General features: G+C 39.6%; 17 protein-coding genes and 1 pseudogene. 15 read left to right on the top strand and 3 right to left on the bottom strand.

The window, feature by feature from the left end:
- The first annotated feature begins 33 nt into the window (after positions 1 to 33).
- From JW886_RS08510 to JW886_RS08500, 3 genes are all read left to right on the top strand, one after another.
- Positions 34 to 816 carry a MurR/RpiR family transcriptional regulator gene (locus JW886_RS08510; RefSeq protein ID WP_205871860.1) on the top strand — a complete coding sequence of 261 codons (783 nt, stop codon included), beginning with the start codon at positions 34 to 36 and terminating at the stop codon, positions 814 to 816.
- Between the two features lie 102 nt (positions 817 to 918).
- Positions 919 to 2,205, top strand: a complete 1,287-nt coding sequence (gene celB / locus JW886_RS08505; RefSeq protein WP_075525257.1) for a PTS cellobiose transporter subunit IIC — start codon at positions 919 to 921, stop codon at positions 2,203 to 2,205.
- Positions 2,206 to 2,268: 63 nt separating this feature from the next.
- On the top strand, positions 2,269 to 3,684 hold the full coding sequence (locus JW886_RS08500; RefSeq protein WP_205871859.1) for a glycoside hydrolase family 1 protein: 1,416 nt from the start codon (positions 2,269 to 2,271) through the stop codon (positions 3,682 to 3,684).
- Positions 3,685 to 3,719: 35 nt separating this feature from the next.
- Here JW886_RS08500 and recQ read toward each other — a convergent pair whose 3' ends face one another.
- Positions 3,720 to 5,501 (bottom strand): DNA helicase RecQ, encoded by a 1,782-nt coding sequence (gene recQ / locus JW886_RS08495; RefSeq protein WP_205871858.1) that lies wholly within the window; start codon positions 5,499 to 5,501, stop codon positions 3,720 to 3,722.
- A gap of 165 nt (positions 5,502 to 5,666) precedes the next feature.
- Between recQ and adhP the strand changes: the two are divergent.
- Positions 5,667 to 6,688: pseudogene (gene adhP / locus JW886_RS08490) on the top strand (alcohol dehydrogenase AdhP).
- A gap of 25 nt (positions 6,689 to 6,713) precedes the next feature.
- Entirely contained in the window at positions 6,714 to 6,977 is a 264-nt protein-coding gene (locus JW886_RS08485) for a hypothetical protein (RefSeq protein WP_075525253.1), read from the top strand.
- Between the two features lie 104 nt (positions 6,978 to 7,081).
- On the opposite strand, the gene JW886_RS08480 is transcribed toward JW886_RS08485, so the two are convergent.
- Positions 7,082 to 8,533: a UDP-N-acetylmuramoyl-L-alanyl-D-glutamate--L-lysine ligase gene (locus JW886_RS08480; RefSeq protein ID WP_205871856.1), complete on the bottom strand. Its 1,452-nt coding sequence runs from the start codon at positions 8,531 to 8,533 to the stop codon at positions 7,082 to 7,084.
- 229 nt (positions 8,534 to 8,762) lie between these two features.
- Between JW886_RS08480 and JW886_RS08475 the strand changes: the two genes are divergently transcribed.
- Both JW886_RS08475 and pepO read left to right on the top strand, forming a co-directional pair.
- Positions 8,763 to 10,436, top strand: a complete 1,674-nt coding sequence (locus JW886_RS08475; RefSeq protein WP_200407418.1) for a putative polysaccharide biosynthesis protein — start codon at positions 8,763 to 8,765, stop codon at positions 10,434 to 10,436.
- Between the two features lie 123 nt (positions 10,437 to 10,559).
- A complete protein-coding gene (pepO, locus tag JW886_RS08470) occupies positions 10,560 to 12,443 on the top strand; it encodes an endopeptidase PepO (RefSeq protein WP_205871855.1) in 1,884 nt (627 codons plus the stop codon).
- 71 nt (positions 12,444 to 12,514) lie between these two features.
- Here the strand turns inward: pepO and JW886_RS08465 are convergent, their stop codons facing one another.
- Positions 12,515 to 13,177, bottom strand: a complete 663-nt coding sequence (locus JW886_RS08465; RefSeq protein ID WP_205871854.1) for a helix-turn-helix domain-containing protein — start codon at positions 13,175 to 13,177, stop codon at positions 12,515 to 12,517.
- 237 nt (positions 13,178 to 13,414) lie between these two features.
- On the opposite strand from JW886_RS08465, the gene JW886_RS08460 reads away from it, so the two are divergent.
- The 8 genes from JW886_RS08460 (at position 13,415) to JW886_RS08425 (ending at position 26,454) form a co-directional block, all read left to right on the top strand.
- Entirely contained in the window at positions 13,415 to 14,017 is a 603-nt protein-coding gene (locus tag JW886_RS08460) for a GAF domain-containing protein (protein ID WP_205871852.1), read from the top strand.
- Between the two features lie 296 nt (positions 14,018 to 14,313).
- Positions 14,314 to 17,904 (top strand): DNA-directed RNA polymerase subunit beta, encoded by a 3,591-nt coding sequence (gene rpoB, locus JW886_RS08455; RefSeq protein WP_075525248.1) that lies wholly within the window; start codon positions 14,314 to 14,316, stop codon positions 17,902 to 17,904.
- Positions 17,905 to 18,080: 176 nt separating this feature from the next.
- Entirely contained in the window at positions 18,081 to 21,704 is a 3,624-nt protein-coding gene (rpoC, locus tag JW886_RS08450; protein ID WP_075525247.1) for a DNA-directed RNA polymerase subunit beta', read from the top strand.
- A gap of 114 nt (positions 21,705 to 21,818) precedes the next feature.
- Positions 21,819 to 22,742, top strand: a complete 924-nt coding sequence (locus JW886_RS08445; RefSeq protein ID WP_205272080.1) for a diacylglycerol/lipid kinase family protein — start codon at positions 21,819 to 21,821, stop codon at positions 22,740 to 22,742.
- A 133-nt stretch (positions 22,743 to 22,875) separates the two neighbouring features.
- Entirely contained in the window at positions 22,876 to 23,562 is a 687-nt protein-coding gene (locus JW886_RS08440) for an amino acid ABC transporter permease (protein WP_205871850.1), read from the top strand.
- A complete protein-coding gene (locus tag JW886_RS08435) occupies positions 23,562 to 24,296 on the top strand; it encodes an amino acid ABC transporter ATP-binding protein (protein WP_075525244.1) in 735 nt (244 codons plus the stop codon). The genes JW886_RS08440 and JW886_RS08435 overlap by 1 nt, the downstream gene beginning before the upstream one ends.
- A gap of 134 nt (positions 24,297 to 24,430) precedes the next feature.
- Positions 24,431 to 25,132 carry an adaptor protein MecA gene (locus tag JW886_RS08430; RefSeq protein ID WP_075525243.1) on the top strand — a complete coding sequence of 234 codons (702 nt, stop codon included), beginning with the start codon at positions 24,431 to 24,433 and terminating at the stop codon, positions 25,130 to 25,132.
- A 2-nt stretch (positions 25,133 to 25,134) separates the two neighbouring features.
- On the top strand, positions 25,135 to 26,454 hold the full coding sequence (locus tag JW886_RS08425; RefSeq protein ID WP_205871849.1) for an MraY family glycosyltransferase: 1,320 nt from the start codon (positions 25,135 to 25,137) through the stop codon (positions 26,452 to 26,454).
- Positions 26,455 to 26,471: the final 17 nt, after the last annotated feature.

The raw sequence follows: 26,471 nt of genomic DNA, 5'->3' as shown, positions 1-26,471 counted from the left end.
GAAGATACCATTCAAAAAAACAAAGGATGAAAGATGCGATTACAAGAAAAAATTTCGATTCATTTTACTGAACTGACCAAAACAGACCGAAAAATTACCGGACAGCTAATTGAAAAACCTGAAATTCTTATTCAACATTCTGTGCAAGAAGCAGCCAACCTTTTGGAAGTTTCCCCTGCTGCCATCATGCGTGTCGCTAAGAAATTAAAATATAGAGGCTTAGCTGAGTTTAAACAATCTCTAGAAATCTATCAGTCGGAAATGCAAAATAAAGAAGAGAAAAGTGAAACTCATAACTTTTCAAAATCAGTAATCTCCGGCTTTAAGAGTCAACTTGATGCCATCGAAAAAAGTGTATCTGAAAAAGACTTAGAAAAAATCGTCGATTTGGTAAAAAAAGCAAAAGTGACGCGCGCCTTGGGGATAGGCTCATCTGGACTTTCTGCCGAACAATTTGTTTATTCATTACTTTATCAAGATCATTATATGGAAGCTGTGACCAGTCGTACCAAGATCTTTTACTTATCAAGGATTCTTACCGCTGATGATGTTCTTATCATTTTTTCGGTTTCTGGTAATAGTGAAGCTTATTCAGAGATTATTGAACGCTCTCAAAAAACGGGAGCAAAACTTGTGTTTATTACCATGAATCATGATAAAAAATTGAAAGAAGCCGCAGAAGTAGTGGTAGTCCTACCATCAAATATCACGGATTTTTCAGTTTCTCACCACCTCCAACAATTAGATAATCGTTTCGCATTTTATATTTTTTCCTCCATGTTAGCTGCCTATATTGACAATGGAGAACTTGATTGATGAAATATATTTCAAAAATAAAATAAATATTGAAATATATTTCTGTTTATGATATACTTCTTTTGTAGAGTAATTTATATATTTTATAAAAGGAGGATTTCCATGAATAAGTTTATGGAGGTTTTATCGGAAAAAGTTTTGCCTGTCGCTACAAAGATTGGGGCAAATAAGTATCTCATCACGTTGCGTGACGCCTTTATGGTTTCTTTTCCGTTAACGATGTTTGGTTCCTTGATTGTGGTTTTCAATAATCTCCCCTTCTGGCCAGACACGCTAAAGAATAATTTCGCTAACTTATTTGGTAATGGGCAAAGTGCAACGATGTCCATCATGACCGTTTTTGTCACTTTAGCTATTGGATATTACTGGGCGAAAACCGAAGAAGTTGAAGGAATATTTGGCGGAGTAGTTGCCCTGGCTTCTTTCCTTATTTTAACCCCATTTACGGTATTAGTGACCGGTGCCAATGGGAAATCAATCGAAGGCACAGGTTTACTGAGTCTAGATCGTCTCGGAGCAAAAGGAATGTTTCTGGGAATTCTTTCAGCCTTCCTTGCTGCAAAGATTTTTGTGTGGTTGACAAAAAAGGGCTACGTCATCAAAATGCCCGATGGAGTGCCACCTGCTGTATCTAAATCTTTTGCCTCTTTGATTCCTGCCCTCGGAACCCTCTTTGTGTTTCTAATCATTAATGCAATTATGGTGGGCGTGTTCACCACAAATCTTCATGATGTCATTTATAATCTGATCCAAAAACCTTTAACAGGGCTAGGCACAGGATTACCAGCGACAATTATTGCTATTTTCCTCGTTCAATTTCTGTGGTTTTTCGGCCTGCATGGTCAGGTTATTGTTAACTCAGTCTTTGAACCTTTTTGGCAAACGAACATGCTTGATAACGCAAGTCTTACTCAACAGGGGACTAATGCCTTGGCAGAACATGGCCATATTGTTACAAAATCCTTTATGGACACCTTCACAGTGGGATTAGGTGGATCTGGATCGACGCTCGTTGTGGTCCTGCTCATGGCTTTTGTGATGAAGCGAAAACAATATAAAGAAGTGGCTAGATTAGCTTTAGCTCCAGGACTTTTCAACGTGAATGAACCAGTAATTTTTGGGCTACCAATGGTAATGAACGTATCACTCTTTATTCCTTGGCTTTTAGCACCAATTGTTTCGGTAGTCATTGCTTATCTTGGTTTTGCTTCTGGACTTGTACCACTAACCACTGGTGCGCAAGTTCCATGGACCATGCCTATCTTTATCTCTGGCTTTTTAGCTACAAACTCTGTGATGGGAGCAGTATTACAACTGGTTCAATTCTTAATTATTGGTTTAATTTGGTTCCCATTCTTAAAGGCGATTGATAACCAAGAAATAGCTTAAAAATAAAAAAAGTTAGTTTTTCCAGTAGGACTTGGAAAAACTATTTTATTAAAGGAGAGTGAAATGAGAGTACAATTTCCAAAAAATTTTTGGTGGGGCGCAGCGACAAGTGGCCCACAAACTGAAGGACGTTTTCAAAAAAAACATGCCAATATGTTTGATTATTTCTATGAAATACAGCCAGAAAGATTTTATAAACATCAAGGGCCAGATACCGCTAGTAACTTTTATAATGACTACAAAAAAGATATACGCTTGATGAAAGAAGCAGGATTAAAAACGGTCCGAACTTCGATTCAGTGGTCTCGCTTAATTGATGATTTAGAGCTTAATACGCTGAACGAAGAAGCGGTGACTTTTTACAATGCGGTTATCGATGAGTTCATTGCTCAAGGTATCACCCCCATGATGAATCTTCATCACTTTGATTTACCCGTTGAACTTTATCATCGTTATGGTGGTTGGGCCTCAAAAACCGTTGTAGATTTGTATGCAGGTTTTGCTGAGCAGGCTTTTAGACTTTTTGGTGATCGTGTCAAAACATGGTTTACTCACAATGAACCACTCGTAGTAGTGGAAGGAGGCTACTACAAACAATTCCATTATCCGATGAAAATTGAGGGGAAAACGGCGGTACAAGTCGCTTATAACTTGCAATTAGCATCAAGCAAGGCAATTGAAAAGTACAGAGCTTTGAAACTTGATGGTCAAATTGGCATGATTTTGAACCTTACCCCTCCTTACCCAGCCACACAAGAAGCCGAAGATGTCCAGGCCAGTGAAATTGCAGATTTATGGCTTAATCGCATGTATTTGGATGCCTCCGTCAAGGGAAGTTTCCCTGTAAAATTAATAAAACTTCTAGAAAAAGAGGGTGTCCTTTGGGAAAATAGTGAGGAAGAACTTGAAATTATAAAAGCTAATAGAGTGGACTTGTTAGGAATTAATTTTTATCATCCTAATCGGGTACAGCGTCCGCGCTATTCTGCTAATTCTTTAGCCGTTGACTTTGTACCGGATAAATTTTGGCAACCCTATGAAATGCCAGCTTGCCGTATGAATGTGGATAAAGGCTGGGAAATTTATCCGAAAGCCCTCTATGATATTGCAAAAGATATTCAAGAAAATTATGGGAATATTGATTGGTTTGTCTCTGAAAATGGTATGGGTGTATCCAACGAAGAACGCTATGTAAATGAGCAAGGGGTCATTGAAGATGACTATCGGATTCAATTTATTAAAGAGCATCTCTATTGGCTCAATCGTGCTATGGAGGAGGGAAGCAACTGTCTAGGCTATCATTTGTGGACTCCAATTGATTGTTGGAGCTGGTTAAATGCCTATCGCAATCGATATGGACTTATTTCTACAAATATTCATACGCAAGAAAAAAAATTAAAAAAATCTGCATATTGGTTTAAAGAAATTTCTCAAACATGTAGCTTTGAGGTAGATGAAACGATATTGTCAGGCGATTGATAAGCTTTGAAAAGAAAAAATGAGATAGAAATATCTCATTTTTTGTTATTAAAATTTTGAATTACTTGGATAAATTCTTGCCCATATTTTTTGAGCTTGATAGGGCCCACTCCACTGATAGATAAAAAACTTGTTTCGTCTTGAGGCGATTTTTCTGCCATATCTTTCAGACTACTGTCAGAGAAAATCATAAAAGGAGGCACTCCCTCGTCCTTTGCAACTTCTAGGCGAAGGGTACGCAAGTGATCAAAAAGTTTGGAATTAAAGTTGTCCCCCGTTTCATTCTGAGCAACCGTGACAAAGGGAGCACGTCTAAAAACATTCAAATGACCTCGTAAAACCTGATGACCCTCAGTTGACACAAATAATAGAGGAAATTTTCCAGGTGTGACTTGGAGATAACCTTCGGCTACCAAGAAGTCAATCAACTCTCCTACATTTTTTTGTGAGTGTTGTTTCATAATCCCAAAGGTAGAAAGTTGTTCAAAGTTCCATTTGGTTAAATTTTTATTTTTAGAACCAACGAGAACTTGTGCGACCATTGTTTTTCCAAAGCGCTCACCCATCCTTATGACACAGGAAAGTACTTTTTGCGCGTCTACCGTAATATCTAATTGTTCACGGTCGTCTAAGCAATTCGTACATTTTCCACAATTTTCACCTTCATCGCCAAAATATTGGAGAATATAGCGTTGAAGACAAGTTTCAGAATGAGTATAAGCTTGCATTTGACGTAGTTTTTCATAGGCCTGTTCTTTGTGTTGTTCATCCCCATCACCCTGCTCAATCAAGAAGTTACGGATCCTTAAATCATTAGGAGAGTAGAGGAGGATAGCGTCGGCTTCCAAACCATCACGCCCTGCCCGCCCAGCTTCTTGATAGTAACTTTCAATCGTAGCAGGCATACCATAATGGATAACAAACCGAACATTTGGTTTATTTATCCCCATTCCAAAAGCATTAGTCGCAACCATCAGTGGAATTTCATCAAACAGAAATTGCTCTTGGTTATGTTGACGTTCGCTTTCACTAAGGCCTGCATGATAACGTACAGCAGGAAAATTTTGGTTGTTGAGCCAAGTGTAAACTTCATCTACTTCTTTGCGTGTGCTGGCATAGATAATACCAGCACTCAAAGCTTCCTGCGCGTGAAGATATTTTTTTAAAAAAGACCGTTTTTCTATTCCCTTGACTACTTCAAAATGAAGATTTTCTCTGAGAAATCCTGTTTTGACGGTGTGGTTAGCAGAAATTGATAATAGCGTTTGGATATCGCTTGTTACTTGAGGTGTAGCCGTTGCTGTTAAAGCTAGCACAGTGGGCTGAGTGGGCAGACTCCTTAGATGGTGAGCAAAAGTGAGATAACTGGGACGAAAATCATGCCCCCACTGCGAGATACAATGAGCCTCATCGATGGCAATCAGGTCAAGGGGAAGACTTTTTACAAAGTGATTAAATGTTTCAAGTTCAAAACGTTCCGGGGCAACAAAGAGAATCTTGATGTGACCCTGGAGAACTTGTTGCATGCGTTCTTTGCTTTCTTGTTCGTTGAGTGTAGAGTTAATAAACGTCGCTGGAATACCCGTGATATTGAGTTGGTCCACCTGATCTTTCATTAGGCTAATCAGCGGAGAGATCACAAGCGTTATTCCAGATTGAATTACAGCTGGAAGTTGATAACAGATAGACTTGCCAGCTCCAGTGGGGAGAATGCCTAAAGTGTCGTGGTTCGATAGGACTTGTTCAATAATTTGTTTTTGACCAGCACGAAATTTTTCATAGCCAAAGACTTCTTTTAATTTTACTTCTAAATTCATCTTGTTTCTATTATACGTGAAAAGTTGTAGAAATAAAAAATTAAGCGAATTTAATTTATGTGAAAAAATACACAAAAATACTTGTATTACATTTATTAAGATGATATAATAAATGAGTGAAAATGAATGCGCTTGCATTATACAAAGATAAAAGGAGACTTTCAGATGAAAGCAGCAGTAGTACGTCAAAATCCAGATGGATATGCAGATGTTATCGAAAAAGAACTTCGCCCAATTCGTGCGAATGAGGCACTTCTTGATATGGAATATTGTGGGGTTTGCCATACTGATCTCCATGTTGCCGCAGGGGATTATGGAAATAAAGCAGGTACCGTCCTTGGGCATGAAGGAATTGGTATTGTGAAAGCAATTGGAAGTGATGTCACTTCTCTCAAAGTTGGGGATCGCGTGTCTGTTGCTTGGTTCTTTGAAGGTTGCGGACACTGTGAATACTGCGTATCTGGTAATGAAACATTCTGTCGTGAAGTTAAAAATGCTGGCTACTCAGTCGATGGTGGTATGGCTGAGCAAGCTATTGTCGTGGCTGATTATGCGGTGAAAGTTCCTCAAAATTTAAGTCCGATTGAAGCCAGCTCGATTACTTGCGCTGGTGTAACCACTTATAAAGCCATCAAAGTTTCAGGCGTGAAACCAGGAGAATGGCAAGTTATCTTTGGTGCTGGTGGACTTGGAAATTTGGCCATTCAATACGCTAAAAATGTTTTTGGTGCAAAAGTGATTGCCGTAGATATCAATCAAGATAAATTGAACTTGGCTAAAGCGATTGGAGCAGATGTCATAATCAATTCAGGAGAGAAAGATCCTATAGCTGCGATTAAAGAAGTCACTGGAGGATTGGGTGCTCAATCTTCTATCGTATGTGCTGTTGCACGCGTGGCTTTTGAACAAGCTGTTGCTTGTTTGAAACCCATGGGTAAAATGGTGGCGGTTGCCTTGCCTAATACAGACATGACGTTGTCTGTCCCAACCACCGTTTTTGATGGTGTTGAAGTTGCGGGTTCTTTAGTGGGAACTCGGTTGGATTTAGCTGAAGCTTTCCAATTTGCAGCTGAAGGGAAAGTGAAACCTATCGTTGCGACACGTCGACTTGAAGAAGTGAATGCTATTATGATGAGATGAAAGCAGGAAAAATTGAAGGCCGGATGGTCATTGATTTTACAAAATAAAATAATTTAAAAAAGAGGCGATCCTATGGATGCAGAACATTTAGTGAATTATTCTAGCGAAGAATTTGACACCCTTTCCCAATTTCAACAAGAAGAAATCACGAATAATTTTAAACAAGCGATTTTGTATAAAATGAAGGAAAAAAAGCTCAATATTGATGAAATTAGTGAAGAAGCAGGTTATACTGCACATGATTTGTCGGCACTTTTGAACTCTGACACAGTCAATTATGAGACCCATGCGGAACTTCAGCGGCTTCTCGTAGTGGTGAATCATTTTATCAAATAACTTTTAAGTTAAAAAAAGGCTCCTTTAGGAGTCCTTTTTTATAAAGAAGTGTTTGAAACTTGCTCTTTTTTGCTTTGTGCTTACTGACCACGCCGTCAGTGACTTTATAGAGCTTGCTCAGCAGCTTTTCGATCACCAATATAAGGTTCACGCTTACCATTAAGGAGTTGAAACTGGTCAGCTCCCTTGCCGGGAATAATGACTGCATCATCACTGTTTTTTGTTGCTTTTATCGCTTTGGCGATGGCAAGGGCCCGATCACGCTCAAATTCTAGTTTGCGACTGACCTGGCTTGCGATTTCGTCAGCAATATTTTGAGGGTCTTCATAATTGGCATCGTCGGTCGTCAATATCACTTCAAGACGAGGGTGATGCTCAATAACTTGACCAAAATCCTGACGACGACTTTCGCCTTTGTTTCCTGTCGAACCAAGGACCATAAGGAGGCGCCCTGTATGATGACGCTCTACGACTTGGACAAGATTTTCAAGTGAAACACCATTATGAGCATAATCAATATAAATATGTGCGCCATTTGAGGCAGTCAGCAATTCCATACGACCAGGAACGATAGCGTTTTGTAAACCACGTCGGATTTGTGCCGGGCTAGCGCCAAGGGCTTGAGTAGCTAAGGCAGTTGCCAAAGCATTTTCCTGATTGAATCGTCCAAGTAAACGAATATCAAATTCACCACTGACAGCTCCGTCAGTAACAAAATGTAAGCCTGATGAGGCGGTAATAACATTTTCTGAGCCTTCACCGTAAAAAACGTGAGGTATAGCCCGTGCGAGCAATTCCTCTTGAATGATGCCAAAGTGTTTCATCTCATGATTGGCTACAAAATAGCGGGAGTTGCGTAAAAGTTGTCGTTTACAATAGAAGTAATCCTCTAAAGTTGGATGCTCAACTGGTCCGATATGATCGGGGAAAATGTTTAAAAAGACACCTACATCAAAGGTTAAACCGTAGACACGCTCTGTTTTATAAGCTTGACTGGAAACTTCCATCACGAGATGGGACATGCCATTTTCGACTGCCTTGGCCATCATCTCTAGCAAATCAAGACTTTCAGGAGTGGTTAATTCAGATTTGAAATAATTATGACCATCTAGCGTTGTTTGAGCAGTAGAGAGAAGGGCTGTTTTGCCACCATTCATTTCATCAAGGATGGCCTTGCCAAAATATGCCGAGGTAGTTTTACCTTTTGTCCCAGTCAGCGCGAGGATTTTGAGCTTTTCTTGCGGATAGTCAAAGAAAGCTGCAGCAATAAGTGCCATTGCTCTTTTGACGTCGGTCACAATAATTGCTGGAATAGACATTTCGTAGTCGAACTCTGAAACATAAAAAGGAGCGGATAGTTTGGTCAAATATTCTTTTTTAAAGTTGAGCCCTTTTGCAAAGAAGAGTGTATCTGCTGTGGTTTGACGTGAATCGTAGGAGAGCTGTTCAAACACGACCTCTTTGTCCCAGTTAAAATAATATTCACCAGCTGCGGAAATTTCACGAAAATTGTTATCTTTTTTAAGGATTTCTAAAATCTGTTCAAGTTTAATCATGATCAAAATTGCCCTCTATCGTGGCGCACACGATGCCTTTCTAATGGAGAAGGAGTTAAAGGGCTGTTGCCCTATCTCTCTTATTATAGCATAAGCCAGCAATAGCCGCATCTTTGTTTTAGGCTCGCTTAGGTATTTTACTTTAGAATAATTCAATAAAGTGCTAAAGTTAAAGGACAAATATCGTTATATTATTGTCAAAAAAGCCAAGTTAGGGTAAAATGGAACAATGGAAGATTCAGAAAAAATAATGAACCCGGGCTTACAGCCTGGTAAGACGGCTGCAAAGTCGAAAGATCAGATGCTCTCAGGTACTGCATGGCGTACAGGTGCAGATATGATTGGTAAGATTTTGGGTGTTATCTATATTATCCCATGGTATGCTTGGATGGGGAAGTTTGGTAACGAAGCCAACTCTCTCTTTAGCATGGGGTATAACATCTATGCGCTCTTTTTACTTATCTCAACTGTCGGGATTCCTGCAGCAGTTGCTCGCGAGGTAGCGCGTTATAATACTTTGGAAGATCCTAATATGGCTTATCGTCTCGTGCGACAAATGCTAGGAGTGATGGCAATATTGGGAGTGGTTGCTGCTGGTTTAATGTTTTTCCTGTCTGGTCCCCTCTCCACTTTGGTTGGCGGAAAGGACAGCGCAGATTTAATTCCAGTGATGAAGAGTCTTGCGCTTGCTGTTTTAATATTCCCTTCAATGTCGGTCATTCGAGGTTATTTCCAAGGTCTCAATCAGGTCAAGGCTTATGCCATGAGTCAATTGCTTGAGCAAGTGGTCCGTGTAATCTGGATGCTTGGGGCAACTTTTGCTATCATGAAACTTGGCTCCCATAATTGGCAACACGCCGTTACTCAGTCGACAACTGCGGCTTTTGTTGGGATGCTTGGTTCTTATGCTGTTTTATTCTTTTACCTTTACAAATCTGGTAATATGAAGGAACTCCTGCACCCAGGCCCTGCCAAATCGAAAATTAATGCCTTAGAGATATTGAAAACGACGATGCATACAGCAATTCCTTTCATCGTCATAGGATCAGCCATTCAAATATTTAAGATTATTGATAACTCAACCTTCATGAACATGATGCCTTGGGTCACAGACTATAGCCATAACGAATTACTGGCGCTAATGAGTTATTTTTCTGCCAACACCGATAAGTTGACGATGGTTTTGTTGGGTGTGGCTTTAACCTTAGGATCTGTATCTGATCCCCTTATCACTGAGCACTATGTAAAGGGGAATCGGCGTGAGCTGGCGACGTTGATTGGCTATAATTTTCAACTTTATGTGGGCTTTATGTTGCCAGCTGTTATTGGGATGGCCTTACTGACAAAGCCTATCTATACGCTTTTTTATCAAGTCCCTTCTAGTTTGCAATCACATCTATTTGTCTTTGCTATCTTGCAAAGCTTCTTGTTAGGGCTGTATATGCTTGTCTATCCACCACTAACAGTGATGGATCATAAACGTCTAGCGATGCGCTTCTTTACAATTACTTTGATTGTGAAAGTTGTCTTGCAGACCCCAATGATTTTGCTCTTCCATAGTTATGGTCCGCTTCTTGCGACAACAATTTCATTCTTGGTAGGAGTTATCCTCTTCATTAGAAAACTCCATGAAATCACTCATTTTTCAATTAAAAACACAGTACGAGGTATACAAGGTGCGGCTTTATTAACACTTTTCATGAGCGTAGTGGTCATCCTTGTAGAAGTTATTTTGGGCTTGATTTTTGGAAAGACCCCAGGTCGCACCGGCTCAGCAATTATTACCTTGATTGCTGGGGGAGCAGGATTCTACACTTATCTTTGGTTTGCTGCACAGCTCGGCCTTTTAGAAAAATGGTTTGGTCCCAGAGGCCTGACACTCCGAAAGAAATTACACATCTAAAATATCTGAAAAGTACTGACCAGCTGGTCAGTACTTTTTTTCTGAATTTTCTATTAAATTTGTATAACCAAAATTACCAGACTGTGTTATAATGTAGAAAATAAAAAATTCTGGAGGAATGATATGGTAAGAATTCAAGATGATCTCTTTGCTGCAGTAAATGCTGAATGGCTAGAAAACGCTAAAATCCCATCGGATAAACCGCGGATTTCTGCTTTTGATGAACTCGTTTTAAAAAATGAAAAAAATCTTGCAGCAGATTTGACGGAGCTGTCAGCAAACTTACCGACAGATAATGCTGAATTACGTGAAGCAATCAAGTTTTACAATAAAGCAGGAGATTGGGCAGCACGTGAGCAGGCGGACTTTACAGCAGTCAAAGCCGAGTTGGCTAAGATACAAAACTTATCAAGCTTTGAGGATTTCCAAGAACAACTGATCAACCTCGTCTTTCATTCACAAGCTCCCTTGCCCTTTGCTTTTGGTGTTGAGCCTGATATGAAAGACGCCGTCCATTATGCCTTAGGTTTTTCGAGCCCTGGGTTGATTTTGCCAGATACGACCTATTATGCAAAAGAGCATCCACGCCGCAGTGAACTCTTGGATTTCTGGGCTAAAAACTCAGCAGAAATCTTAAAGGCCTTCGGAGTAGAGGAAGCAGAGCAAATTGCTGCTGACGCAGTGAAATTTGATGCACTTTTGGTCCCATCAGCAAATACATCTGAAGAATGGGCCAAATATGCAGAATTATACCACCCTGTGGCTACTGACGCGTTCGTCAGCCACATCAACACGATTGATTTTAAAGGTTTTATTAAAGGACTTGTTCAAGCCGAGCCACAAAAGATTATCGTTTACGAAGACCGTTTTTATGAAACTTTTAATCAGTTAGTGAACGAAGAGAATTGGGCTTTAATTAAAGCTTGGATGCTTACCAAAGCTGCACGACGTGCAACCTCCTTTCTTACCGAAGAGCTACGTGTACTTGGAGGTGCCTATAGTCGCCTTCTATCAAATGTTCAAGAAGCTCGCAGTCAAGAAAAACATCAGTTAGACCTCACAGAAACATACTTTAGTCAAGTTATTGGTCGTTTTTATGGGGAAAAATATTTTGGTGCAGCAGCAAAAGCAGATGTAGAGCATATGGTTTTTGCGATGATCAAAGTCTATCAGGAACGTTTGCGTAACAATGACTGGCTCAGTCAGGAAACAGCAGAAAAAGCCATTGAAAAACTCGATGCCATTACCCCCTTTATCGGTTATCCTGATCATCTACCAGAAGTTTACCGAAAACTCAAAGTGGGTGAAGGAACATTATATGAAGATGCCGTATTCTTTGATGAAGTCTTAACTGCTCGTTTGTATGAAAAATTTAATGAGGATGTAGATAAAACAACATGGCATATGCCTGCGCATATGGTCAATGCTTACTATAGCCCAGATAGCAATACAATTGTTTTTCCAGCAGCGATTCTTCAGGCTCCTTTCTATGATTTGAATCAATCTGCTTCTCAAAACTATGGAGGAATTGGTGCTGTGATTGCCCATGAGATTTCTCATGCCTTTGATAATAATGGTGCGCAATTTGACCAATATGGCAATCTTAATAAATGGTGGCGTGATGAAGATTACAAAGCCTTTGAAGAAAAACAACAAGAGATGATTGCCCTATTTGATGGTGTAGAAACCGATGCTGGTCCCGCTAACGGTAAACTTATTGTCTCTGAAAACATTGCCGATCAGGGGGGCATCACAGCGGCTCTAACTGCTGCTAAACGAGAAAAAGATGTTGATTTGCAAGCTTTCTTTACCCAATGGGCAAAAATATGGCGCATGAAAGCAAGCACCGAATTTCAGCAAATGCTTCTTTCAATGGACGTACACGCCCCTGCGAAACTCCGTGCTAATATTCCTCCTACTAATCTAGAAGAGTTTTATGAAGCTTTTGATATTCAGCCTAATGATAAAATGTATCGTAAACCAAGCCAACGATTAAAGATTTGGTAAGTAATAGGGAATGGTAAAATGAAAAAGAGTGGTTTATTATGAACCACTCTTTTTATCTAGAAGTAGAGGTACTAATGGTCAGTAATCTTAACCACTTTTCCATAGAATTCTTCTTCAGTGAGATCGTACTCTTTTAGCGTATAGCCTCCCTCATCCTTAGTTAGTACTTTTGCGACTTGGTGATTCTCGACCACAAAAGAATAGATGGTTTCTTTAGGGATGGAAGTAGTGTACTTGATAAAAACAAGCTTACCTTGTGCAAAAGAATTTGAGTGTTCGTGTTCTTTTTTAAGCAGCTCAAATACTATATCATAGTCTTCTGGAAGCTGTTCAGATAAAACATCTAAAGCAGCATCGCTTGTGCGTAAAGTCCAGGTTTGATTACCGCAATAAACATATTGTTGAACCTTTAAAGGCGTGTAATTCTTTTCTTGCCTTTTCAAGTCATCAATACGTTGTTGGACATAATCAAGCAAAACTTGCTTTTTCTCAGTACTTAAGTAATCAAATAAAAGTTCAGCTTTCTTTAAGTTGTAATCTTCCCCTTTGCCCATCAAATACTCGGTGGTGACACCGAAGTAATCTGCAATCTCTGCTAAACGCTTTGCACTAGGTTCCTTGCCTAAACGATAGTTGGCAAGTGCATTTCTTGGATAGCCCAACTCTCTTTCGACCTGGTTGAAAGATTTTTGAGCATCAATAACTAGATTTTTTAAACGATCATAAAATAACAAGGCTTACCTCTCGGCGTATAAATACGTCATCTTTAATATATTTGTAATGTTTATATTATATAACATGTATTTATGATATAAAAGGAAAAACTAACGTCATCTAGAAATATTTTGGATAAAAACTTAATTTTTCCCAATAGTATATGACATTTGACACGTGAAAGGTCATGTGATAGGATAAAGGTAATTGAAAAATTACGATAGTGTTTTAAACAATACAATAAAAAAGGAGAAAATGTGGAAAAAATCATCAAAAAGACAAAACAATTGAATGCCATTTTAAGAGAGACATCAGTTGATTTCTCCGAACAACTTCCGTATCAAAAAATGTTTGAGCAGGTGGCGCACATCATTTCTGGTGAACTATTTATGGTTGATACCAAGAGAAGCTGTCTGGGCTATGGCTATTTCAGTGAAGATTTGACAAGCAATCTTACCCTTAAAAATTTTTTTACACATCAGAAACTTTCAGAAGAGGTTTCTGAGCAGATTCTTTCACAATACCAGAGCCAAGCAAATGTTGCGCTCCAAGATTCATCATTAGCTTTAGTAAAAGAACTCCTTTCTAACTTCTCAGAGCATTTGCTAACTACTATACCTATCGAAGGAAGTGATTTACGTTTAGGGACATTATTTGTCTTAAGCTCTAAACCCTTAAATGAAGAACAAATGATTCTTTTGGATATTTTTGCGACATTTATCGGAAATCAATTGTCCTATATGATGCTCGATGCCCTTGAAGAAAAGCGGCGAAATAGCACATTTCAAGCATTGATCCAAACACTTTCACGTCCAGAACTGGAATCCTTCAAAACTATTATCGAGAAAATAGATTTATAAATTCATAGAGAGCTGATTCCTTTTTTCTATCCTAAAATTTCTCTTGCTAAAACTCGAAGAATAAGGTATAATAGAAATAATGGTTTGTCAGCAAAATCTGTGGGATCTCTTGTCCCCATAGGCTTTGTAAGCAACGGAACACATGATGTTTTCGTTGCTTTTTTGGCGTCTTTTACAGTGGAAAATACGAAAAGTTATGAAAAAGACAAACTACAGACTTTTCAGTGTTTTTCATCATAAATTCACCAAAAACACAGACTTTTTTAATCTAATCTAAAAAATAGAGGAGAAAACACTTGGCAGGACATGACGTAAAATACGGTAAACACCGTACAAGACGCAGCTTTTCACGTATTAAAGAAGTAATCGGTTTGCCAAACCTTATCGAAGTTCAAACATTAAGTTATAAGAACTTTCTCGATGAAGGTCTAGCAAATGTCTTTAAAGAAATGTTCCCGATCGACAACTTCGCAGGCACAATGGAGCTTGAATTTGTCGGTTATGAAATGAAGACACCTAAATACACTGTTGAAGAAGCTCGCGCTCATGATGCAAACTATTCAGCACCTATCTATGTAACCTTCCGTCTCGTGAATAAAGAAACGGGCGAGCTGAAAACACAAGAAGTCTTCTTTGGGGACTTCCCACTCATGACTGAAATGGGTACATTTATCAACAATGGTTCAGAACGTTTGATCGTCAGCCAATTGGTACGTAGCCCAGGTTCTTATTTCCACCTCAAAACGGATAAAAATGGTCTGGAAAGCTTCGGTCATACCACTATTCCTAACCGTGGGGCATGGTTTGAGTTAGACACTGATGCCAAAGGCATTGGTTATGTTCGTATTGACCGTACACGTAAATTAACCTTTACAACAATGTTGCGTGCGCTTGGTTTTGGCTCAGATGAAGAAATTCTTGAATTGTTGGGTGAAACTCAACTCTTGACGGATACTTTGGGCAAAGATGTGCATAAAAATCCAGCGGATACTCGTGTAGAAGAAGCCCTCAAAGACATTTATGACCGCTTGCGCCCAGGGGAACCAAAAACAGCGGATAGTTCACGTGGTTTGCTTGTTGCGCGTTTCTTTGATCCAAAACGTTATGATTTTGCCCCTGTTGGACGTTATAAATTTAACAAGAAATTAGCACTTAAAAATCGTTTGCTTGGCTTGACTTTGGCTGAACCAATTGTTGACCCAGAGACTGGTGAAATTCTTGTAAATACTGATACGCTTGTTACTCGTGATGTGCTTGATTTGATTGAACCATTGCTTGATAACGGTCTTGGAAACTTTGTAGTTGAACCTTCTGATGATGCTGTTATTCCAGAACCTATCACTTTGCAAAGCATCAAAGTTTACTCACCTAAAGATCCAGAACGTGTGGTTACATTATTGTCAAATGGTACACCAGACGCTGAGTGCCGTGTTTTGACACCAGCAGATGTAATTGCGAATATTAGTTATTGGCTGGGTCTTGCTGAAGGTATTGGTAAAGTGGACGATATTGACCACTTAGGTAACCGTCGTATCCGTTCAGTAGGTGAATTACTCCAAAACCAAGTACGTATCGGACTTTCACGTATGGAGCGTGTCATTCGCGAACGGATGTCATCTTCAGAAAATGAAAATATCACACCACAAGGTTTGATTAACATTCGTCCTGTAACAGCTTCAATCAAAGAATTCTTTGGTTCTTCACAACTTTCACAGTTCATGGACCAACACAATCCTTTGTCTGAGCTTTCACACAAACGTCGTTTTTCTGCCTTAGGACCTGGGGGTATCTCACGTGACCGTGCTTCATATGAAGTACGTGACGTTCACTATACTCACTACGGCCGTATGTGTCCTATTGAAACACCTGAAGGACCAAACATCGGTTTGATTAACAACTTGTCATCATATGCCAAAGTAAACGAATATGGTTTCATTATGTCACCATATCGTCGCGTTGACCGTGTAAATGGTATTGTTACTGACGAAGTTGAATATTTAACTGCCGATGAAGAAGACAACTATACTGTTGCCCAAGCCAACTCACCATTGACGGAAGATAGCCGCTTTGCTAATGAAACAGTTATGGCTCGTCATACGGGTAACAATATTGAAGTTGAAGCTTCAACAGCAGACTATATGGACGTTTCACCTAAACAGGTTATCGCCGTTGCTGCTGCATGTATTCCATTTTTGGAAAACGATGACTCCAACCGTGCCCTCATGGGTGCTAACATGCAACGTCAAGCAGTGCCACTGATTGACCCACATGCTCCTTGGATTGGTACTGGGATGGAACATCAAACTGCGCGTGATTCTGGTGCAGCTTTGCTTGCCAAACATGACGGAGTAGTTGAATATGTAGACGGAAATGAGATTCGCGTTCGTCGTACTTCTGGTGAGCTGGATATTTACCACATCACTAAATATCGTCGTTCAAACTCAGGAACTTCTTATAATCAACGTCCATTGGCTCAACTTGGAGAAAAAGTTGAAAAAGGAGACATCATTGCTGATGGTCCTTCAATGGAAAATGGGGAAATGGCCCTTGGTCAAAATCCACTTGTTGCTTATATGACTTGGGAAGGTTACAACTTCGAGGATGCGGTAATCATGTCAGAACGTTTGATTAAAGACGACGTTTATACCTCTATTGCTATCGAAGAATATGAATCAGAAACACGCGATACAAAACTTGGCCCTGAAGAAATTACGCGTGAAATTCCAAACGTTGGGGATGAAGCACTCAAAAACCTTGACGAAGCGGGTATTATCCGTATTGGTGCCGAAGTGAAAGACGGTGACTTGCTTGTTGGTAAAGTAACTCCTAAAGGTGAAACTGATCCAACACCAGAAGAACGTTTGCTTCGTGCAATCTTTGGTGAAAAAGCTCGTGAAGTGCGTGATACATCCCTTCGTGTTCCTCATGGAGGTGGCGGTATTGTTCATGACGTTCGTGTATTTACACGCGAAAATGGTGATGAATTACCTTCAGGTGTGAATAAATTGGTTCGTGTCTTTATCGCTCAAAAACGTAAGATTCACGTTGGGGATAAAATGGCTGGACGCCATGGTAACAAGGGGGTTGTTTCAAACATTGTGCCTGTGGAAGATATGCCTTACTTACCAGATGGAACACCTATTGATATCATGTTGAATCCACTTGGGGTGCCATCACGGATGAATATCGGACAAGTTATGGAGCTTCATTTAGGGATGGCGGCTCGTACACTTGGAATTCACATTGCAACACCAGTGTTTGATGGAGCATCTGATGAAGATATCTGGGATACCGTTAAAGAAGCTGGTATGGCTGCTGATGCTAAGACTGTCCTTTATGACGGTCGTACTGGTGAACCATTTGACAACCGAATTTCAGTCGGTGTCATGTACATGATTAAACTTCACCACATGGTTGATGATAAACTCCATGCTCGTTCAGTTGGTCCTTACTCACTCGTTACACAACAACCGCTCGGTGGTAAAGCACAGTTCGGTGGACAACGTTTCGGAGAAATGGAAGTTTGGGCACTGGAAGCTTATGGTGCGGCCAATGTCCTTCAAGAAATCTTGACATACAAGTCAGATGACGTGATTGGACGTACACGTGCTTATGAAGCAATCGTTAAAGGTGAACGTATTCCTAAACCAGGTCTTCCTGAATCATTCCGTGTATTAGTTAAAGAATTGCAATCATTGGGTCTTGATATGAAAGTGCTCGATGCAGATAGCAATGTTCTTGACTTACGTGAATTGGACGAAGATGAAGTCATGACGCGTCCAGACAATACAGAAATTACTCCTGAAATGCTTGAAGCACAGGAAGCAATTGTTGCCCAAGCAGAAGCTGAAGAAGAAGCTCTGATTAACGCTGGAAATGAAGAATAATATTACTGACAGAGCTGTCAGTAATAGAAATATAAAACTTTTGAGAAATATTTTTGCTGAAACAACTGACGAAGATTTAATGCTGCTGACAGAGCGGTCAGTGAGTCAATATCGGTTATCAGTGAAAAAATGTACAAAAGTATCCTGTGTTAAATTGATTAGAAGTGGAGAAAGAATTGGTCGATGTAAATAAATTTGAGAGCATGCGAATTGGTATCGCATCTCCACAAAAAATTCGTTACTGGTCATTTGGCGAAGTTAAAAAACCAGAAACAATCAACTATCGTACACAAAAGCCTGAACGTGAAGGACTCTTTGATGAACGTATCTTCGGTCCTCAAAAAGACTGGGAATGTGCCTGTGGAAAACTCAAAGGTGTTTTCTACAAGAATCAAGTCTGTGAACTTTGTGGAGTTCAAGTAACAACTGCAAAAGCGCGTCGCGAACGCATGGGGCACATTGAATTGGCTGCGCCAACTTCACATATCTGGTATTTCAAAGGTATTCCGTCACGGATGGGACTTGCGCTTGATATGAGCCCACGTGCGCTTGAAGAAGTGATTTACTTTGCAAGTTATGTGGTCATTGATCCTAAAGAAACAGATCTTGAGAAAAAACAACTCTTAACAGAACGTGAATATCGTGAACAACTCTTGAAAAATGGTTTTGGTTCATTCGTTGCAAAGATGGGTGCAGAAGCGATTCAAGATTTGTTGAACGATGTAGATATTGATAAAGAAGTATCAGAACTTAAGGAAGAGTTAAAAGCAGTCACTGGACAACGTCGTGTTAAAATCATTCGCCGTTTAGATGTTTTGACAGCCTTCAAAAAGTCAGGGAATTCCCTTTCTTGGATGGTCTTGAACGTATTGCCAGTCATTCCACCAGATTTACGTCCGATGGTACAGTTGGATGGTGGACGTTTTGCCACATCTGACTTGAATGATTTGTATCGTCGTGTTATTAACCGTAACAATCGTTTGAAACGATTGATGGAGCTTAACGCACCAAACATTATTGTGCAAAATGAAAAACGGATGCTGCAAGAAGCCGTGGATACTTTGATTGACAACGGTCGTCGTGGTCGTCCAATCACTGGTGCCGGTAACCGTCCATTGAAGTCTCTTTCACATATGTTGAAAGGGAAACAAGGACGTTTCCGTCAAAACTTGCTTGGTAAACGGGTTGACTATTCTGGACGTTCGGTTATCGCTGTTGGTCCTACTTTGAAGATGTACCAATGCGGTGTACCACGTGAAATGGCGATTGAATTGTTCAAACCATTCGTCATGTCTGAACTCGTGAAACGTGAGTTGGCTGCGAACATTCGTGCGGCTAAACGTAAAGTGGAACGTCAAGATTCAGATGTCTGGGATGTACTTGAAGAAGTTGTTAAAGAACACCCTGTTCTTCTTAACCGCGCACCTACGCTTCACCGCTTGGGTATTCAAGCGTTTGAGCCAGTCTTGATTGATGGTAAAGCGATGCGTCTTCACCCACTTGCTTGTGAAGCCTACAACGCCGACTTTGACGGTGACCAAATGGCGATTCACTTGCCATTGTCTGAAGAAGCTCAAGCTGAAGCACGTCTTTTGATGCTTGCTGCTGAACATATCTTGAACCCTAAAGATGGTAAACCAGTCGTTACACCATCTCAAGATATGGTCCTTGGTAACTACTACCTTACGATGGAAGAAAAAGGTCGTGAGGGTGAAGGAATGATTTTCTCAACTCCTGAAGAAGTTGAGATTGCAATGCGCAATGGTTATGTACATTTACATACACGTATTGGTATTGCTACTAAATCTATCAACAAACCTTGGACGCCTGAACATCAAGATAAAATCTTGATTACAACAGTTGGTAAAGTGATCTTTAATTCAATCATTCCAGAAGGAATGCCTTACCTTAATGAACCTACTGACATCAACTTGACAGGTAAAACAGATGACCGGTTCTTTATGGAACCAGGACAAGATATCCAAGAAGTCTTGGCTAATCTTGATACTGTGCGTCCATTCAAAAAAGGCTATCTTGGAAATATCATCGCTGAAGTCTTCAAACGTTACCGTACGACAGCAACGTCTGAGTACCTTGACCGCTTGAAAGACCTTGGCTACCACCAATCTACTTTGGCTGGTTTGACTGTGGGTATCGCTGATATCCCTGTTGTTGAAGATAAACATGAAATCATCGATGCTGCACACAAACGTGTGGAACAAATCACGAAACAATTCCGCCGTGGTTTGATTACTGATGATGAACGTTATAACGCAGTGACCGGTGTTTGGCGTGATGCTAAAGAATCACTTGAAAAACGTCTGATTGAAGAACAAGATTTGACTAACCCAATCGTTATGATGATGGACTCTGGAGCCCGTGGTAACATCTCTAACTTCTCTCAACTTGCTGGTATGCGTGGTTTGATGGCTGCTCCTAATGGTAAAATTATGGAATTGCCTATCATCTCCAACTTCCGTGAAGGGCTTTCTGTCTTGGAAATGTTCTTCTCAACTCACGGTGCTCGTAAAGGGATGACCGATACGGCCCTTAAGACAGCCGACTCTGGTTATCTTACTCGTCGTTTGGTTGACGTTGCCCAAGATGTTATCATTCGTGAAGACGACTGTGGAACTGACCGTGGACTTGTGATTTCAGACATCGCTACTGGTAAAGAAATGGTTGAACCTTTGTTTGAACGCTTGGTTGGTCGTTATACCCGTAAATCAGTCTTCCATCCAGAAACTGGTGAAATGATTATCGCTGATGATACCTTGATTTCCGAAGATGTAGCGCGCCAAATCGTTGATGCTGGCGTCAAAGAAGTAACCATCCGCTCAGTATTTACATGTAAAACGCCACATGGTGTATGTAAACACTGTTACGGTATCAACTTGGCAACAGGTGATGCGGTTGAAGTTGGTGAAGCTGTTGGTACCATCGCTGCTCAATCAATCGGTGAACCTGGTACTCAGTTGACAATGCGTACATTCCACACGGGTGGTGTTGCGTCAAGTTCAGATATCACTCAAGGTTTGCCTCGTGTTCAAGAAATCTTTGAAGCACGTAACCCTAAAGGGGAAGCAATCATCACTGAAGTAACTGGTACAGTTGAATCAATTGTTGAAGATCCTGCTACTCGTACTCGCGAAATTACTGTTAAAGGACAAACGGATACACGTAGTTATACTGTTGGTATGGCTGATGTCCTGATGGTTGAAGAAGGTGAATTCATTCACCGTGGTGCACCTTTGATTCAAGGTTCTATCGAACCTAAACACTTGCTTCAAGTTCGTGATGCTTTATCAGTTGAAACTTACTTGCTCGGTGAAGTTCAAAAAACTTACCGTTCACAAGGGGTTGAAATCGGAGATAAGCACATCGAAGTGATGGTTCGTCAAATGCTTCGTAAAGTTCGTATCATGGATAATGGTTCAGTTGATATCTTGCCAGGTACTTTGATGGATATTTCAGATTTCGAAAAAGCAAATGAAGAAGCACTCTTGAAAGGTGAAATGCCTGCAACAGGACGTCCAGTCTTGATGGGGATTACTAAAGCCTCTCTTGAAACCAATTCATTCTTGTCAGCTGCATCATTCCAAGAAACAACTCGTGTCCTTACTGATGCCGCAATTCGTGGTAAAGAAGATCACTTGCTTGGTTTGAAGGAAAATGTTATCATCGGTAAGATTATTCCTGCTGGTACCGGTATGTTCCGTTACCGTAACATTGAACCTTTGGCTGATTTATCAAATGCACCTGAAGTTAAAGAGGTTGAAACAGAAACTGTGGAAAGCTAATATTTCCATTTACAAATAAAAAAGTTACTGACAGAGCTGTCAGTAACTTTTTTTTATGAATTAGGTGAGTCAGTAATGATTTTAAAAAACTGTAATTTTTGGTAAAATAATAACATGAAATATTATCTCCTGGCAAATCCAAATTCTGGTTCAGGTAAAGGAGCACGGACATTAGAGATCCTTCTTCCTTATTTGGAAGAACATGAATTTGATTATCAACTTTATACCACTAAAAAATTTCAAAATCATACTTCCAATGAAGCTGCATTAGTGGATAAAATATTGACGCAAAAGACAAAAGAAGACCGGCTGGTTATTATTGGAGGCGATGGGACGCTTTCGCTAGTTATCAATGAACTTCCAGCATCAGAGTCTTTTTCTTATATCCCTTCTGGTTCTGGCAATGATTTTGCACGTAGTTTAAATTTGAGTCTTGACCCGATTGAAGCCTTTGAAGCAGCGCGTCAGCGTACTCAGCCGCACGAAATTTATGTCATGCGCTATCAATCGAAAGATTTAAGTGGTTATTCATTAAACAATATTGGCATTGGACTCGATGCGACAATTGTCCAAGCGGCAAATGATGGAAAGTTAAAGAATGTTCTTAACCGCTTGAAGTTAGGTAGTTTATCTTATGTTGCAACTGCACTGCAAGTTTTAATCACTAAAAAATCTTTTGGAACAGTAATCACGAGTGGTGAGGAAGTGCTTGAAAAAAATAAAGCTTTTCTAATGACGTTTACTAAGCATCCCTATTTTGGTGGAGGTGTAAAAATTTCACCTACGGCCTCCAATAAAAATAGTGAAATTCACCTTGTAGAGTATGATAAGCACAGACTATTGCGCACTTTTTCTTTAATTCCAAGTGTTTTAAAAGGCACGCATTTACAACATCCACTTTTCTTGCATAAGGTAAGAAAATATTTTACGGTAAAACTTTCTGAGGAACAACCTGTCCAGATAGATGGTGAAATTTATCATCTTCAGGCAGGAGAAATTCTTTCCATTCAGCCAGAAAAAAGAAAAATTTTTTATTAGGACTTATAAAATATAAAGTAAATGACCACCACTTGGTGGTTTTTTATTATTATTCATTTATTCTTGTATTAAAATACTTTTTATATTATAATTATGCTATTATTGTTAATAAATATAAAAGAAAAGAGAAAAAATGAATTTTAATTTTTTACCCAAGTACTTTTCCTATTTTAATGATGGAATGTTAGTAACGCTTATTATATCCGCATTTGTGGTACTGATAGGAACGTGTTTAGGGATTATTGTAGCTCTGGGAAAACTTTCGAGTTTCCCCCCATTGCGTTGGCTTGCAAAAGCATATATTGAAATATTTAGGGGGACGCCCATGCTTGTTCAAATCATGCTTGGCTTTGCTCTTGCTGGTAATTTGAATTTTCCTACTTTTCATATAGGAATTTTACAACAAGATTTAGGGCGTTTAGTCCCAGGGATTATTGTACTTGCACTCAATTCTGGTGCTTATATGGCTGAGATTGTTCGAGCAGGAATTGAAGCTGTCCCCATCGGTCAGCAAGAAGCAGCTTATTCTTTAGGGATACGCCCTAGAAAAACGATGGTTAATGTAATTTTACCGCAGGCGATACGAAACATATTACCTGCAGTAGGAAATGAATTTGTAACGATTATCAAAGATAGTTCACTCCTTTACACGATCGGTGTCATGGAAGTATTTAGTGGTGCTCAAACAGTAGTGAGCTTAACTTACCAGACCATTTCTCCTCTCTTGGTTGTAGCCCTCTATTATTTTGTAGTAACTTTTGTGGTGAGTCGCTTGTTGGCAAGATTGGAAAAACGCCTTAGGAAAGGATATGCAAAATAATGAGTAATTATTTAATAGAAGTAAAAAAATTGTATAAAAATTTTGGAAGTAATGAAGTTTTAAAAGGGCTGGACATACAAATAAAAAAAGGTGAAGTGGTTGTCATGATTGGTCCTTCTGGATCTGGCAAATCAACATTTTTACGAACGATGAATCTACTTGAAAAACCGACTCGAGGACAGGTTTATTTTGAAGGAACAAATCTTGCTGATAAATCTGTAGATGTTTTTAAACACCGTGAAAAAATGGGGATGGTTTTTCAGCAGTTTAATCTCTTCCCTCATATGACTGTCAAAGATAACTTGATGTTAGCGCCCATAAAAACTGAAAAATTATCTAAAATACAAGCAAGTAAGGTAGCTGACCAACTTTTAAACCGAGTGGGTCTCTCTGAAAAATCAGAAGCTTATCCACAAGCTTTATCAGGCGGACAGCAACAAAGGGTGGCCATTGCGCGAGCATTGGCTATGAATCCTGATGTGATGCTTTTTGATGAGCCAACCTCTGCTTTGGATCCAGAAATGGTGGGAGAAGTACTTGCAGTAATGCAAGAATTAGCACAGGAAGGAATGACAATGGTGGTGGTGACACATGAGATGGGTTTTGCAAAAAATGTTGCAGATCGTGTCTTATTTATGGCAGATGGAAATATCGTAGAGGAAGGAACTCCCGAAGAACTTTTTGACCATCCAAAAGAAAAAAGAACGCAAGAGTTTCTCGCTAAAGTACTTTAAGCTTGAATGCTTAAGTCTGGGATGGTTTGGTGAGCTTAAAAAAAGCAGTAGTCATGCTGCTTTTTTTTATTGGTGTGGTATAATATTAAATAAGAAATTGAAATGTGCTAGAATAATATAGAAAAGAGAAGAAGATGAAATTTGAAGATATCAATGAAAACACGATAAAAATTACCCTCTCTTTCGATGACTTAACAGATTATGATATTAAATTATCAGACTTTTTTGGTAACCAAGAAGTCATTGAACAGTTCTTCTATGAATTAGTAGATGAACTGGGGTTGGAAAACCGTTTTGGTAATGTAGGGATGTTGACTTTCCAAATTCAACCTTTCCCACAAGGGGTACATATGATTGTACACGAAGAAGCGTTGTTGAATGAGGGAGGTGAAATCCCTGATGACCCAGAAGAATTTGAAGAACTCATGACAGGTTTTTATAATAAACTTAATGAAATAGGTGCAGATATGGCGCGTGAGCGTGGAATTACAGATTTCAAACCAGGCTTGGAACTTCCAGGTTCGCAAAAGGAAGAAACAGACCAAGAACCTGATTTTATCTATTATTCTGTTCGGTATGACGACATGATGTCAGCGCTCGCGGGTGTTAAGAACGTTAAGTTTGCTGATGAAGAATCTGAGTTTTATCGCTATGAGGGTGATTTTTATTTAGTAGTTTTAGATAATCAAAAAGCCAAAGGGAAGATGCATGTAGAAAGTACGCGTGCTCGAATGATGGAATACGGTGAAGCTTCAAAAATAAGCCGAGAATTTTTGCAGGAGTATGGGGAGTGTTTGATTGCAACGCGCGCTTTAGACGTTCTTAGAAAAATTTGAATATGGTTGATACATTAAAAGAAATTCCGTTTGCACTCAAATTTTTAGTTGTAGCCATTATGACTTTTGGGATCTCGGTTATTTTGACGCCAGTCATGACATTTGTGTCAAAAATTATCGGAGCAGTGGATAAGCCTAATGAACGGCGGGTCAATAAGAAGCCAATGCCTTCCGCAGGTGGAGTAGTGATTTTTATAGCATTTGCCATTGCTACATTATTGATTTTGCCCCATATTGTGCATAACCAACCATTATTACATGCGGGTCAACCTCCTGCTGGGGGCGGTCCGGGCACAGGACCTCATCCTCCACAAGTTCAAAGCTATTTTGATTATATTTGGCCTTTTGTGGCAGGAGGCGCTATTGTCGTATGTACAGGTCTAATTGATGATATAAAAGAGATTTCTCCAAAAATGAAACTCTTGGGGCTGATTGTTGCGGCAAGCTTTATTTGGTTCTTTACCAATGCACGTTTTGATAATTTGAAGATTCCATTTGGGGGACCTCTTCTTATTTTCCCAGCCTGGTTATCTTTTATATTTACTGTTTTTTGGATTTTGGCAATAACCAATGCGATTAATTTAATTGATGGCTTAGATGGTTTAGCTAGTGGGGTCTCTATCATATCCTTAACAACAATGGGTGTGGTTTCTTACTTCTTTTTGCCTAGTCCGAACGTCTTTTTACCGATTACGATTTTTATCGTAGTGGCAGCTATCATGGGGTTTTTCCCTTATAACTACCATCCGGCTATTATTTACTTAGGAGATACGGGAGCTCTGTTTCTCGGATTTATAATAGCTGTGACTTCTTTGCAAGGACTAAAAAATGCAACTGCCGTGGCTGTATTAACACCTCTTCTTATTTTAGGAGTTCCCATAACAGACACAGTGGTTGCTATGATTAGGCGAAAATTGAATCGTCAATCTATTGCTACTGCTGATAAGCGGCATCTTCATCACCGCTTGATGGCTCTAGGATTTACGCATCGCGGGGCAGTATTAGTCATTTATGGGATTGCCTTTATCTTTGCTTTTATTTCTCTTCTTTTACAATTTTCAAGCCGTATCGGGGGGATTCTTCTCATTGTTGCTTGTATCTTCGGTTTAGAGATTTTTATTGAACTAGTAGGGATACTTGGCGAAAATCGACAACCTGTTTTAAAAGCTTTGAAGTTTGTAGGAAATTCCAGTTATCGAGAAACAGTAATCCATGGACAAAAAGCAAAAGATGACGTTGATAGCCAAGAAAGTAGAGAAGAGATAGATGAGCCCACGCAGGAGTTCCCTGTAACAAGGTTAAGACGGCGAGATAAAAAATAAAAAATTGATGAACCACA

The organism is Lactococcus taiwanensis (genome assembly GCF_017068355.1).
In the GTDB taxonomy this organism is placed as follows: domain Bacteria; phylum Bacillota; class Bacilli; order Lactobacillales; family Streptococcaceae; genus Lactococcus; species Lactococcus taiwanensis.
This window is presented reverse-complemented; position numbering and strand designations above follow the sequence as displayed.

What these genes read in the sequence shown, in the direction of transcription:
- JW886_RS08510 (WP_205871860.1), top strand. Translation starts at nt 34, where the DNA reads ATGCGATTACAAGAAAAAATTTCGATTCATTTTACTGAACTGACCAAA.
- celB (WP_075525257.1), top strand. Translation starts at nt 919, where the DNA reads ATGAATAAGTTTATGGAGGTTTTATCGGAAAAAGTTTTGCCTGTCGCT.
- JW886_RS08500 (WP_205871859.1), top strand. Translation starts at nt 2,269, where the DNA reads ATGAGAGTACAATTTCCAAAAAATTTTTGGTGGGGCGCAGCGACAAGT.
- recQ (WP_205871858.1), bottom strand. Translation starts at nt 5,501, where the DNA reads ATGAATTTAGAAGTAAAATTAAAAGAAGTCTTTGGCTATGAAAAATTT.
- JW886_RS08485 (WP_075525253.1), top strand. Translation starts at nt 6,714, where the DNA reads ATGGATGCAGAACATTTAGTGAATTATTCTAGCGAAGAATTTGACACC.
- JW886_RS08480 (WP_205871856.1), bottom strand. Translation starts at nt 8,533, where the DNA reads ATGATTAAACTTGAACAGATTTTAGAAATCCTTAAAAAAGATAACAAT.
- JW886_RS08475 (WP_200407418.1), top strand. Translation starts at nt 8,763, where the DNA reads ATGGAAGATTCAGAAAAAATAATGAACCCGGGCTTACAGCCTGGTAAG.
- pepO (WP_205871855.1), top strand. Translation starts at nt 10,560, where the DNA reads ATGGTAAGAATTCAAGATGATCTCTTTGCTGCAGTAAATGCTGAATGG.
- JW886_RS08445 (WP_205272080.1), top strand. Translation starts at nt 21,819, where the DNA reads ATGAAATATTATCTCCTGGCAAATCCAAATTCTGGTTCAGGTAAAGGA.
- JW886_RS08440 (WP_205871850.1), top strand. Translation starts at nt 22,876, where the DNA reads ATGAATTTTAATTTTTTACCCAAGTACTTTTCCTATTTTAATGATGGA.
- JW886_RS08435 (WP_075525244.1), top strand. Translation starts at nt 23,562, where the DNA reads ATGAGTAATTATTTAATAGAAGTAAAAAAATTGTATAAAAATTTTGGA.
- JW886_RS08430 (WP_075525243.1), top strand. Translation starts at nt 24,431, where the DNA reads ATGAAATTTGAAGATATCAATGAAAACACGATAAAAATTACCCTCTCT.
- JW886_RS08425 (WP_205871849.1), top strand. Translation starts at nt 25,135, where the DNA reads ATGGTTGATACATTAAAAGAAATTCCGTTTGCACTCAAATTTTTAGTT.